General features: G+C 73.2%; 9 protein-coding genes. 7 read left to right on the forward strand and 2 right to left on the reverse strand.

From position 1 onward, the window contains the following. Window positions 1-116: 116 nt before the first annotated feature. The gene (gene ileS / locus ACFWJ4_RS28480) at window positions 117-3248 is read right to left on the reverse strand and encodes an isoleucine--tRNA ligase (RefSeq protein ID WP_380548651.1); all 3132 of its coding nucleotides are present in this window, start codon (window positions 3246-3248) and stop codon (window positions 117-119) included. A gap of 660 nt (window positions 3249-3908) precedes the next feature. On the opposite strand from ileS, the gene ACFWJ4_RS28485 reads away from it, so the two are divergent. From ACFWJ4_RS28485 to ACFWJ4_RS28500, 4 genes are all read left to right on the forward strand, one after another. Beyond that, complete coding sequence (locus ACFWJ4_RS28485) at window positions 3909-4373, forward strand: TraR/DksA family transcriptional regulator (RefSeq protein ID WP_359908365.1); 465 nt, start codon at window positions 3909-3911, stop codon at window positions 4371-4373. Window positions 4374-4539: 166 nt separating this feature from the next. Continuing rightward, a complete protein-coding gene (lspA, locus tag ACFWJ4_RS28490) occupies window positions 4540-5190 on the forward strand; it encodes a signal peptidase II (RefSeq protein ID WP_380355635.1) in 651 nt (216 codons plus the stop codon). A gap of 52 nt (window positions 5191-5242) precedes the next feature. Then, entirely contained in the window at window positions 5243-6181 is a 939-nt protein-coding gene (locus tag ACFWJ4_RS28495; protein WP_359908359.1) for an RluA family pseudouridine synthase, read from the forward strand. Window position 6182: 1 nt separating this feature from the next. Then, the gene (locus tag ACFWJ4_RS28500; protein ID WP_380548655.1) at window positions 6183-6647 is read left to right on the forward strand and encodes a GNAT family N-acetyltransferase; all 465 of its coding nucleotides are present in this window, start codon (window positions 6183-6185) and stop codon (window positions 6645-6647) included. A 129-nt stretch (window positions 6648-6776) separates the two neighbouring features. Here ACFWJ4_RS28500 and ACFWJ4_RS28505 read toward each other — a convergent pair whose 3' ends face one another. Then, the gene (locus ACFWJ4_RS28505; RefSeq protein ID WP_380548658.1) at window positions 6777-7796 is read right to left on the reverse strand and encodes a mechanosensitive ion channel family protein; all 1020 of its coding nucleotides are present in this window, start codon (window positions 7794-7796) and stop codon (window positions 6777-6779) included. A 97-nt stretch (window positions 7797-7893) separates the two neighbouring features. On the opposite strand from ACFWJ4_RS28505, the gene ACFWJ4_RS28510 reads away from it, so the two are divergent. The 3 genes from ACFWJ4_RS28510 to ACFWJ4_RS28520 all read left to right on the forward strand — a co-directional run bounded on the left by ACFWJ4_RS28510 (window position 7894) and on the right by ACFWJ4_RS28520 (window position 12308). After that, complete coding sequence (locus tag ACFWJ4_RS28510; RefSeq protein ID WP_380548661.1) at window positions 7894-10665, forward strand: alpha/beta fold hydrolase; 2772 nt, start codon at window positions 7894-7896, stop codon at window positions 10663-10665. Next, on the forward strand, window positions 10662-11654 hold the full coding sequence (locus ACFWJ4_RS28515) for an ABC transporter permease (RefSeq protein WP_380548664.1): 993 nt from the start codon (window positions 10662-10664) through the stop codon (window positions 11652-11654). The genes ACFWJ4_RS28510 and ACFWJ4_RS28515 overlap by 4 nt, the downstream gene beginning before the upstream one ends. Before the next feature lie 75 nt (window positions 11655-11729). After that, complete coding sequence (locus ACFWJ4_RS28520; protein ID WP_380548667.1) at window positions 11730-12308, forward strand: dienelactone hydrolase family protein; 579 nt, start codon at window positions 11730-11732, stop codon at window positions 12306-12308. Window positions 12309-12469 lie beyond the last annotated feature (161 nt).

Raw genomic sequence — 12469 nt, forward strand, 5'->3', positions numbered from 1 at the left:
GCGCGCCGGGCGGGGGGCGCCCGCCGGGGGGGGGGGGGGGGCGCGCCCCCGCGGGCCCCCAATGCCCTCCCCGCGCCGGGGGGGGGCGGGGGGGGGCGGTTCGGGGGTGGTGCGGGTCAGGCCTTGCGGAGCTGGAAGGCGAGGCCGAGGGAGTCGTCGGCGAAGGTCTCGGAGTCCCAGTCGGCCGCGCCGGCGGCGAAGTCGGTGGCGAGGACCTCCTCGGCGACGAGGGGGCCGTGTTCGGCGATGGCTTCGGCGGTCTCCTCCGAGGTGGCGCGCCAGCGCAGGACGATGCGGTCGGCGACGTCCAGGCCGGAGTTCTTGCGGGCCTCCTGGATCTGGCGGATGGCGTCGCGGGCGATGCCGAGCCGCTTGAGCTCCGGGGTGATGGCCAGGTCGAGGGCGACGGTGGCGCCGGACTCGTTGGCGACGGCCCAGCCCTCGCGCGGGGTCTCGGTGATGATCACCTCGTCGGGGGAGAGGGTGATCGGTTCACCGTTCAGTTCGACGGAGGTGGTGCCCGAGGCGCGCAGTTCGGCGGCCAGGCGGGCGGCGTCGGTGGCGGCGACCGCCTTGGCGACGTCCTGGACGCCCTTGCCGAAACGCTTGCCCAGCGCGCGGAAGTTGGCCTTGGCGCTGGTGTCGACCAGCGAACCGCCGACCTCCGCCAGCGACTCCAGGGTGGAGACGTTGAGCTCCTCGGCGATCTGCGCGCGCAGGTCGGCCGGCAGCTCCTCCCAGCCCTGGGCGGCGACCAGCGCGCGCGAGAGCGGCTGACGGGTCTTCACGCCGGACTCGGCGCGGGTGGCCCGGCCCAGCTCGACCAGGCGGCGGACCAGCGCCATGTGCCGGGAGAGCTCGGTGTCGATCAGCGACTCGTCGGCCTCCGGCCAGGTGGCCAGGTGCACCGAGGCCGGGGCCTCCGGGGCGACCGGGACGACCAGGTCCTGCCAGACCCGCTCGGTGATGAACGGGGTGAGCGGGGCCATCAGGCGGGTGACCGTCTCCAGCGCCTCGTGCAGCGTGGCGAGCGCGGCGGCGTCGCCCTGCCAGAAGCGGCGGCGGCCGCGGCGGACGTACCAGTTGGACAGGTCGTCGACGAAGCCCGACAGCAGCTTGCCGGCGCGCTGGGTGTCGTACGCCTCGTAGGCCGCGTCGACCTCGCGGACCAGGGTGTTCAGCTCGGAGAGCACCCAGCGGTCCAGCTGCGGGCGGTCGGCCGGGGCCGGGTCGGTCGCCGAGGGCGCCCAGTTCGAGGTGCGGGCGTACAGGGCCTGGAAGGCGACGGTGTTCCAGTAGGTGAGGAGGGTCTTGCGGACCACCTCCTGGATGGTGCCGTGGCCGACCCGGCGGGCCGACCAGGGCGAGCCGCCGGCCGCCATGAACCAGCGGACGGCGTCGGCGCCGTGCTGGTCCATCAGCGGGATCGGCTGGAGGATGTTGCCCAGGTGCTTGGACATCTTGCGGCCGTCCTCGGCCAGGATGTGGCCCAGGCAGACGACGTTCTCGTAGCTGTTCCTGTCGAACACCAGGGTGCCGATCGCCATCAGCGTGTAGAACCAGCCGCGGGTCTGGTCGATCGCCTCGGAGATGAACTGCGCCGGGTAGCGCTTCTCGAACAGCTCCTTGTTCTGGTACGGGTAGCCGTACTGGGCGAAGGGCATCGAGCCCGAGTCGTACCAGGCGTCGATGACCTCGGGCACGCGGGTGGCGGTGCCGCCGCAGTCGCGGCAGGCGAAGGTCACCGCGTCGATGTACGGACGGTGCGGGTCGAGGCCGCTCTGGTCGGTGCCGGTGAGCTCGGACAGCTCGGCCAGCGAGCCGACGCAGGTGAGGTGGCCCTCCTCGCAGCGCCAGATCGGCAGCGGGGTGCCCCAGTAGCGGTTGCGGCTGAGCGCCCAGTCGATGTTGTTGTTCAGCCAGTCGCCGAAGCGGCCGTGCTTGACCGTGTCCGGGAACCAGTTGGTGGCCTCGTTCTCGCGGATCATCGCGTCCTTGACGGCGGTGGTCCGGATGTACCAGGACGGCTGCGCGTAGTAGAGCAGCGCGGTGTGGCAGCGCCAGCAGTGCGGGTAGCTGTGCTCGTACGGCAGGTGACGGAAGAGCAGGCCGCGCTCCTTGAGGTCCGCGACCAGGGCCTCGTCGGCCTTCTTGAAGAACTGGCCGCCGACCAGCGGGACCTCGGGGGCGAAGGTGCCGTCGCCGAGCACCGGGTTGACCACCGGCAGGCCGTACTTGCGGCAGGTCGCGAGGTCGTCCGCGCCGAAGGCGGGGGACTGGTGGACGATGCCGGTGCCGTCCTCGGTGGTGACGTAGTCGGCGTTGAGGACGTAGTGGGCGTTCTCGATCTCGACCAGGTCGAAGGGGCGGCGGTAGGCCCAGCGCTCCATCTCGGCGCCGGTGAAGGACTCGCCGGTGGTCTCCCAGCCCTCGCCGAGCGCCTTGGCGACCAGCGGCTCGGCGACGACCAGCTGCTCCTCGCCGTCGGTGGCCACCACGTAGGTGACCTCCGGGTGGACGGCGGCGGCGGTGTTGGAGACCAGGGTCCACGGGGTGGTGGTCCACACCAGCAGGGCGGCCCGGCCGGCCAGCGGGCCGCTGGTGAGCGGGAAGCGGACGAAGACCGAGGGGTCGACCACGGTCTCGTAGCCCTGGGCCAGCTCGTGGTCCGACAGGCCGGTGCCGCAGCGCGGGCACCAGGGGGCGACCCGGTGGTCCTGGACCAGCAGGCCCTTGTCGAAGATCTGCTGGAGCGACCACCAGACGGACTGGACGTACGACGGGTCCATCGTGCGGTAGGCCTCGTCGAGGTCGACCCAGTAGCCCATGCGGGTGGTCAGCTCGGCGAAGGCGTCGGTGTGGCGGGTCACCGAGTCGCGGCACTTGGCGTTGAACTCGGCGATGCCGTACGCCTCGATGTCCTGCTTGCCGGAGAAGCCCAGCTCCTTCTCGACGGCGAGCTCGACCGGCAGGCCGTGGCAGTCCCAGCCGGCCTTGCGGGCGACGTGGTAGCCCTTCATGGTCCGGAAGCGCGGGAAGACGTCCTTGAAGACGCGGGCCTCGATGTGGTGGGCGCCGGGCATGCCGTTGGCGGTGGGCGGGCCCTCGTAGAACACCCACTCGGGGCGGCCCTCGGACTGCTCCAGGCTGCGCTGGAAGATCTTGTTGTCCTGCCAGAAGGACAGGATCTGGTGCTCCAGGGCAGGCAGATCCACCTGCGCGGGGACGGGGTTGTAGGAGCTGGCCATCGCGGCGTCTACCTCCGGTGGATGCGGGACTGGATCCTCCGGAGGGACGAGACGGCCCGGCCGTCCCGCGGTACCACCCTCCTTGGCCGCGGTGCTGCGTTCGCGGCCCTCTTGTTTGGGCTTGCTGCCGGGTCTAGTGGGCCACCGCGGCATCGCGGCGGCCGTTCTTCCGGCGGCTCCGGGGTGATCTTCCCGTCGTGCACACCCCCGGGCTCGCACCGTCCCCGGGTCGCTGGTGGCTGCGTACGTCGGTACTCGTCCCATCTGCGCCTTGCCCCGCCAGTGTATCGGCCGGGTGCGGCGGTTTGTCCAAACCGTTTCCCGGTGGGCGGTCCGGAGCACTCCGGGGGCGCTCCGGGAGCGTTCCGGGGGCGTTCGCCGAGGGAGGTTAGCCGGAGTCGATCTGGGCACAAATCTCTGAGCGCACGGGGCGTGACGGTTGGGACGGCTGCCTGGGTGGGAACGTTATGAGGCGTCGGTATGTCATGTTGTGACCGGTTTTGATCGGGATTATCGTTCCGGCACTGGAAGCCGCCGGGAACCGGCGGCTCGATTCGTTCGTAGATGGGGTCGAAAGCCATGGCTGAGAAGGGAACCGGCGCGGGCACCGCCACCAAGCGGGCACGCAAGGCCGTGGCGGTCGACCCAGGGGAGGGGCCCGTGACCACTACCGCACCGAAGAGCAGCACCGACACCGTCACCGCGCCGAGAGGCGCCGAGTCGGTGGATCCGGCCACGCTGCCGGTCCGGCCCGGCGAGGACCCGTGGACCGCCGAGGAGGTCCACGAGCTGCACGACGAGCTGATCAGCGACCTGGACCGGCTCCGGACCGAGATCGGCGCCGCCGAGGCGGCCATCTCCGGCCTGATGCGCGACTCCAACGACGGAGCCGGCGACGACCAGGTGGACGCCGGTACGAAGAACATCTCGCGGGAGAGCGAGCTGGCGCTGGCCAACAACGCGCGGGACAGCCTGGCCCAGACCGAGCGCGCGCTGGATCGGCTGGAGGGCGTCGGCTTCGGCACCTGCGAGTCCTGCGGGCAGGCCATCGGCAAGGCCCGGATGCAGGCCTTCCCCAGGGCGACGCTCTGCGTGCAGTGCAAGGCCAAGCAGGAACGCCGCTGAACCGGGCGACCGGAGCGACGCGCGGGGTCGGGCTTGCCGTACGCTCGACCCCGTAATGTCGCCCGAGTAACGTCGCCTGACGCGTTCGTGAACGCGGGCAGGCTGTCACCGGCCCACCACCCTCCCCCTCCTGCGGACCGGGGGAGCTCCATCGGCAGCGGAGCGGATCATCAGCACGCAAGGTTCCCCCCAGACCCGGGACGACGCCGTCCCGTCCCCCGCCGATGCCGTGGAGGTGCCCGTGGCGGAGCCGACCGGTGCGTCCGTGGACGACGCGGGGACCGAGAAGCCCAAGGGCCGGCGCCGGGTCGGGGTACTGCTGGTCGTGGCGGTGCTCGCCTTCCTGATCGACCTGGGCAGCAAGCTGCTGGTGGTCGCCCGGCTGGAGAACCACGCGGCGATCAAGGTGATCGGGGACGTGGTCACCTTCCAGGTCATCCGCAACTCGGGCGCGGCCTTCGGGATGGGGCAGGCGCTGACCGTCGTCTTCACGATGATCGCCTCCGCCGTCATCGTGGTGATCTGGCGGATCGCGCGCCGCCTGTACAGCCTGCCCTGGGCGATCGCGCTCGGGCTGCTGCTCGGCGGGGCGCTCGGCAACCTCACCGACCGGCTGTTCCGCGCGCCCGGCGTCTTCCGCGGGCATGTGGTGGACTTCATCTCCGTCCAGCACTTCGCGGTCTTCAACCTCGCGGACTCGGCGATCGTCTGCGGCGGAATCCTGGTGGTGCTGCTCTCCTTCCGGGGCAGCAACCCGGACGGGACGCTCCACCAGCAGGCCGACAAGGCGGAGAAGACGGAGCAGGCCGAGAAGTAGCCCCGGCCACCGGCGGGCGGGGGAGGGCCGCGTTTCCGGCATACTCGTACGGGTGAGTACCGCAGCGCAGATCCGCAGCCTCCCCGTTCCCGACGGCCTGGAGGGCGAGCGCCTCGACGCCGCCCTGGCCCGGATGTTCGGCTTCTCCCGGACCAAGGCCGCCGAACTGGCCGCCGACGGCAAGGTGACGCTCGACGGCGCCGCGGCCGGCAAGTCGGACCGGGTGACCGCCGGCTCCTGGCTGGAGGTCGAGATCCCGGCCCCGGCCGCGCCCGTGCGGATCGTCGCCGAGGCGGTCGAGGGCATGCGCATCGTCCACGACGACGAGGACATCGTGCTGGTCGACAAGCCGGTCGGCGTCGCCGCGCACCCCAGCCCGGGCTGGACCGGCCCCACCGTGATCGGCGGGCTGGCCGCGGCCGGGTACCGGATCTCCACCTCGGGCGCCGCCGAGCGCCAGGGCATCGTGCACCGGCTGGACGTCGGCACCTCCGGGCTGATGGTGGTCGCCAAGTCCGAGCGCGCCTACACCGACCTCAAGCGGCAGTTCCACGACCGGATCACCGAGAAGCGCTACCACACCCTGGTGCAGGGCCACCCGGACCCGATGAGCGGGACGGTGGACGCGCCGATCGGCCGGCACCCCAGCTCGGACTGGAAGTGGGCCGTCACCCGGGACGGCAAGCCGTCCGTCACCCACTACGACCTGATCGAGGCGTACCGGGCCGCGTCGCTGCTGGCGATCAAGCTGGAGACCGGGCGCACCCACCAGATCCGCGTCCACATGTCCGCGCTGCGGCACCCCTGCGTGGGCGACCTGACGTACGGCGCCGACCCGACGCTGGCCAAGCGGCTGGGCCTGACCCGGCAGTGGCTGCACGCGGTGTCGCTCGGCTTCGAGCACCCGGCGGACGGGCAGTGGGTCGAGTTCTCCAGCGAGTACCCGGAGGACCTCAGGAAGTCGCTGGACATCATCGCGGCGGAGAGCTGAGGTGGCAGCTGCCACCGTCCGGATCGTCGAGGGGGAGGCGGACCTGGAGCTCGTGCGGGCCGTCCGGCGCGAGGTCTTCGTCGTCGAGCAGAACGTGCCGGAGGAGCTGGAGTACGACGAGTACGACGCGACCTCGGTGCACCTGCTGGCCCTCGGGGCCGACGGGGCCGCGCTCGGGACGGCGCGGCTGATCTTCGGGGAGCAGGCGCGCGAGCTCACCGGCGGTGTCGAGGGGCGCGTGCTGCTCGGGCGGCTCGCGGTCGTCGCGGCGGCCCGGGGGACGGGCCTCGGGGCGGTGCTCGTACGGGCGGTCGAGGCCGCGGGGGCCGAGCGCGGCGCCGTGGAGGTCGAGCTGCACGCGCAGGTGCGGGCGCTCGGGTTCTACGAGCGGCTGGGGTACGTGGCCGAGGGGCCCGTGTACGACTCCGCGGGCATTCCGCACCGGACGATGACGCGGATGCTGTAGCTGTAGGCGTTCCGGGCGGACGGCGCCGCACCTCCGGGGGCGGGTTCCCGCTGGTCGCCCTTCGCTTCGCGCGGTTCCCCGTGCCCCGGTCGGGGTGCGGGGAACTCCTGCTTCCGGCGCGGGCGCGGCTCAGCCTTCGGTGGTGCGCAGGCGGGGGAGGGCGTGGGGGTGCTCGTCGCGCAGGTGGGCGATGAGCTGTTCGCGGATGTCGAAGCGGAGCCGGGCGGCGTCGTCCGGGGTGCGGGCCGTCATGGTGGCGCGGACGACGATGGTGCTGGGCGTGGTGTCGGTGACGTGCAGGGCCCACTCGTCGCCGTCCCACAGCGGGTGCCGGTCCAGGCGGGCGCGCAGGACGGCGCGCAGCTCTTCCATCGGGGTGGTGTGGTCGAGGTGGAGCAGCACGGCGGCGAGCAGGCCGGGGTCTCGGCGGGTCCAGTTCTCGAAGGGCTTGTTGACGAAGTACGAGACCGGGACGACCAGCCGGCGGTAGTCCCAGAGCCGGACCACCAGGTAGGTGAGGGTGATCTCCTCGACGGTTCCCTGCTGGCCGTCCACCACCACGGTGTCGCCGATCCGGACGGTGTCGCTGAAGGCGATCTGGAGGCCGGCGAAGAAGTTGCCCAGGGTGCTCTGGGCGGCGATGCCGGCCACGATGCCGATGACGCCCGCCGAGGCGAGCAGGCTGGCGCCGACGGTGCGCATGGCGGAGAAGGTCAGCAGCATCACGGCCACCGTGACCACGACGATCAGCGCGCCGGCCACCCGGCGGAGCATGCCGATCTGGGTGCGCACCCGCTGGACCCGGGCCGGGTCGTCGACGCGGGTCTCGTAGCGGCTGAGCAGCGCCTCCAGGAGGGCGGCCACCACGCGGACGGTGAGCCAGCCCAGCGAGGCGAGCAGGAACAGCAGGAGCAGGTGCTGGGCGCCGGCGTCGCCCTTCAGGTGGAAGATCCGCTGGAGCGGTCTGGCCGCGAGCAGCAGGGCCGACACGACGGAGAGCTGGAGCGGGATCCGGCAGCGGCGCAGCAGCGGCCAGACCGGGGCCGAGGGGTTGCGGGCGGCGATCCGCTGGAGGGCCTGGTCGACGATCCAGCCGATCGCCAGGGTGGCGGCGACGGTGGCGAGCAGCGAGATCAGCGGCCAGGGCATGCGCCGTACGATACTCGGGCACGGTGGGGCGAACCGGGCTAAATGGTGTGGCGGCTTTATCGGACACCTACCCGGACGGCGGATACGATCAGCGCCCATGGAGTTCGGTGGGGCATGGCGTCGCTGGCGCGCCCGGGGAACAACGGTCGGACGCGGGCTGCTGGCCGGGGCGGTGGCCCTGGTGGCGGTGGCCGCGGCCGGCACCGCGACGGTGGCGTCCGGCGGTGAGCGGGCGGTCCACCAGGAGGACCGTTTCCTCAGCATGCCGGAGACGCCCGGCAGCACCCAGCAGGTCCAGCTGGACACCTCCTTCTTCACCACCGGCGGCGGTCCGCGCCCGGCGGTGCTCCTGGCGCACGGCTTCGGCGGTTCCAAGGAGGGCGAGCGCGAGCGCGCTGAGCAGCTGGCCCGGCAGGGGTACGCGGTACTGACCTGGTCGGCGCGCGGCTTCGGCCACTCGGGCGGCAGGATCGGGCTGAACGCGCCGGACCGCGAGGTCGAGGACGTCAAGCACCTGGTGGACTGGCTGGCCCAGCGGCCCGAGGTGCAGCTGGACGCCGCCGGCGACCCGAAGGTCGGCATCACCGGCGCCTCGTACGGCGGCGCGGTCTCGCTGCTGGCCTCCGCCTACGACCCCCGGATCGACGCCGTGGCCACCCAGATCACCTGGTGGAACCTGGCCGACGCGCTGTTCCCCCAGGGCGTCCAGGGCTCGGGCGCGGCGGACGGCGTGTTCAAGAAGCTGTGGGCCGGGATCTTCTTCACCACCGGCTCGGCCGGGGACCTCGGGCCCTCCGGTGGGGCGCCGCGGGAGGGCGGCGGGCCGAAGCCGACGGCGGACGGGCCGGTCGGCTGCGGGCGGTTCCTGGACTCGCTCTGCCGGATGTACGACCGGGTCGCCACCGCCGGGCACGCCGATCCGGAGGCCGTCGCGCTGCTGGAGCGCTCCAGCCCGTCCTCGGTGGCGGCGCAGCTCAAGGCACCCACGCTGGTGGTGCAGGGCCAGCAGGACTCGCTGTTCCCGCTGGACCAGGGCGACCGCATCGCCAAGGCGGTGGCCGCCAACGGCGCGCCGGTCGCGGTGGACTGGTTCGCCGGCGGCCACGACGGCGGGACGGACACCAGCGCGCGGGTCGACGACCGGGTGACGGCCTGGTTCGACCACTACCTGAAGCGGGACGGCAACGACACCGGCGCCGCCTTCCGGGTCACCCGCACCGGCGGGGTCGACTCGACCGGCTTCCAGGCCGTGCTGCGCGGAGCCACCGCCGACCGGTACCCGGGGCTGGGCGGAACCGGCTCGCGCACCGTCGAGCTGACGGGCGGCGAGCAGACCCTCGCCAACCCTCCCGGCGGCGCGCCGCCCGGGATCTCGACCCTGCCGGGCGTCGGCGCGCTCAGCCAGGCGGCCTCGCTGGGCGCCGGGCTCTCACTGGACTTCCCCGGGCAGAACGCCGCCTTCGACTCGGCGCCGATGGACTCGCCGCTGCACCTGACCGGGCAGCCGACCGTGCCGGTGCGGGTGACGGCGGACCGGCCGGACGCGGTCCTGTTCGCGAAGCTGTACGACGTCGGGCCGGACGGCAAGGCGGTGCTGCCGCAGCAGCTCGCCGCCCCGCTGCGGGTCACCGGCGCGGACGCCGGGCAGACCGTCACGGTCGCGCTGCCGACCGTGGACCACACCTTCCCCGCCGGGCACCGGGTGCGCCTGGTGCTGGCCGCCACCGACCTCGCCTACGCCTCGCCGGTCGAGCCGGCCACCTACCGGGTGGCACCGGCCGGGGCGCTCACCGCGCCGACCGTCGCCGAGCTGGTCACCGAGGCGGCTCCGCTGCCCTCGCGCACCTGGCTGCTGCCGGTGATCGCCGCCCTGGTGGCCGCGGCCCTGGTGCTGGCGCCGCGGCTGCGCCGCCGCCGGGCCGCCGGGCCCGCCTTCGACCCGGAGCTGGCCGCGGTGCCGCTGCGGATCAGCGGGCTGAGCAAGCGCTACAAGGGCGCCCAGGACCGCTACGCCGTACGGGAGCTGGGCTTCCGGGTGGAGCAGGGACAGGTGCTCGGCCTGCTCGGGCCGAACGGTGCCGGCAAGACCACCACGCTGCGGATGCTGATGGGACTCATCCGGCCGGACGCCGGGGAGATCCGGATCTTCGGTCACCTGGTGCGGCCCGGCGCGCCCGTGCTCTCGCGGGTCGGGGCGTTCGTGGAGGGCGCGGGCTTCCTGCCGCACCTCACCGGGCGGGCCAACCTGCGGCTGTACTGGCAGGCGACCGGACGGCCGGAGGCCGACGCCCGCTTCGACGAGGCGCTGGCCATCGCCGGGCTCGGCGAGGCGCTGGACCGCGCGGTGCGGACGTACTCGCAGGGCATGCGGCAGCGGCTGGCGATCGCGCAGGCGATGCTCGGGATGCCGGACCTGCTGATCCTGGACGAGCCGACCAACGGGCTGGACCCGCCGCAGATCCGTGAGATGCGCGAGGTGATGATCCGCTACGCGGCCGGCGGGCGGACCGTGATCGTGTCGAGCCACCTGCTGTCCGAGGTCGAGCAGAGCTGTACGGACCTGGTGGTGATGGACCGCGGGCAGCTGGTCACGGCCGGCCCGGTCGGGGACATCGTGGGCGCCGGCGAGCTGCTGATGATCGGCATCGCCGGCCCGTACGACCCGGTGCCGGTGGTCGAGAAGGTCGCCGCGCTCCCCGGGGTCGGCTCGGTGGAGGCCGTCGACGGCGGCCTGCTGGTGCGCCTGGACGGACTGGCGGCCAGCGCGCTGCTGGCCGAACTGGTGCGGCTGGAGGTACCGGTGGAGAGCGCCGGGCCGCAGCGCCGCCTGGAGGACGCGTTCCTGTCGTTGATCGGAGGTGGAGCGTGAGCGTCGCCCCGAAGGGCCACACCGAGCCGAAGGACCGTGCCGAGTCGATGGACCGTGCCGAGGACCGCGCCGAGTCGAGGAACCGCGCCGAGTCGCGGGACCACGCCGAGTCGAGGGACCACGCCGAGTCGAGGAACCGCGCCGAGTCGAGGGACCACGCCGAGGGGTACCGGGCGGGCCGGACGCTTCCGCTGCGGGTGGAGGCCATGCGGCAGCTGCGCCGGCGCCGCACGATGGTGATCGGCGGGGTGCTGGCCGCCATGCCGTTCGTCCTCCTGGCCGCGTTCCAGATCGGCGGCACCCCGGGCCGTCCGGGCCGGACCAGTTTCATCGAGCTGGCCACCGCCTCGGGGGCCAACTTCGCGGTCACCATGCTGTTCGTCGGCACCGGCTTCATGCTGGTCATCCCCGTCGCGCTGTTCTGCGGGGACACCGTCGCCTCCGAGGCCAGCTGGTCCTCGCTGCGCTACCTGCTGGCCGCGCCGGTGCCCCGGGCCCGGCTGCTGGCCCGCAAGTTCGCCGTCGGCCTGGCGTTCTCGGCGGTGGCGGTGGTGATGCTGCCCGCGATCGGGCTGGTCGTCGGCACGGCCGCGTACGGCTGGGGGGACCTCGAACTGCCCGCCGGGGTCAGCCTGCCGGCCGGGCAGGCGCTGCCCCGGATCGCCATCGCGGTGGCCTTCGTCCTCCTGAGCGAGACCGTGATCGCGGCGCTCGCCTTCTGGCTCTCCACCGCGACGGACGCGCCCCTGGGCGCCGTCGGCGGCGCGGTGTTCGCCTCGATCATCACCGGGGTGCTGGACGCCGTCACCGCGCTGGGCGACCTGCGGGAGTGGCTGCCGGCGCACTGGCAGTACTCCTGGGCGGACGCCCTGCAGCCGCAGCTGGAATGGGGCGGCATGGTGCAGGGCGTCTCGCTGTCGCTCTCGTACGCGGCGGTGCTGCTGGCGCTGGCGTTCCGGGGGTTCGCGCGCAAGGACGTGGTGTCGTAGGCGTGCGGTGGGGCACCGGCGGGGCATGCGGGATCATGGGTGGGTAGCTGACCTCGCTGGTGAAGGACCCGAACCGTGGCCCAGATCGTCCTCTTCCACTCCGCCTACGGGCTGCGCCCCGCCGTGCGCGCCGCCGCCGAGCGGCTGCGCGCCGCCGGGCACACCGTGCACACGCCGGACCTGTTCGACGGGCGGACCTTCGAGTCCGTCGAGGAGGCGCAGGAGTTCCAGGAGGAACTCGGCGGCCGTGACGAGCTGCTGCGGCGGGCGGTGACCGCGGCCGCGCCGGTGTCCGAGGGCGGGCTGGTGTACGCCGGCTTCTCGCTCGGCGGCGCGGTGGCGCAGAACCTGGCACTGGCCGACGAGAAGGCCCGCGGGCTGCTGCTCCTGCACGGCACCTCGGACCTGCGGGAGGACGCGGCCACCGAGATCCCGGTGCAGCTGCACATCGCGGAGCCGGACCCGTTCGAGCCGGAGGACTGGCTGAACGCCTGGTACCTGCGGATGCGGCGGGCCGGGGCCGAGGTGGAGGTGCACCGCTACCGGGGCGCCGGGCACCTGTTCACCGACCCGGAGCTGCCGGACTACGACGAGGAGGCGGCCGAGCGGGCCTGGGCGGCGTCGCTGGACTTCCTCGCGGAGCTGGACGGCTGACGTCCCCCGGGGGCTGCCGCGATGCCGGGCGCTGCGTGGGAAGTCGGCCCCGCCGACTTCCCACGCCCCCCCATCGGGACGGGCCGGGGGGTGTTGTTTCACCCGCTGGGGGGGTAGACGGCCTAAAGCGGGGTGTGGGTGTTGAATGCGGAGGGGGGGCG

It is taken from the genome of Kitasatospora sp. NPDC127067 (assembly GCF_042724755.1).
Classification (GTDB): Bacteria; Actinomycetota; Actinomycetes; order Streptomycetales; family Streptomycetaceae; genus Kitasatospora; species Kitasatospora lactacystinica.

Bases quoted from the DNA above. Each gene is read 5' to 3' on its own strand.
- ACFWJ4_RS28510 (WP_380548661.1), top strand. From the start codon at position 7,894: ATGGAGTTCGGTGGGGCATGGCGTCGCTGGCGCGCCCGGGGAACAACG.
- ACFWJ4_RS28505 (WP_380548658.1), bottom strand. From the start codon at position 7,796: ATGCCCTGGCCGCTGATCTCGCTGCTCGCCACCGTCGCCGCCACCCTG.
- ileS (WP_380548651.1), bottom strand. From the start codon at position 3,248: ATGGCCAGCTCCTACAACCCCGTCCCCGCGCAGGTGGATCTGCCTGCC.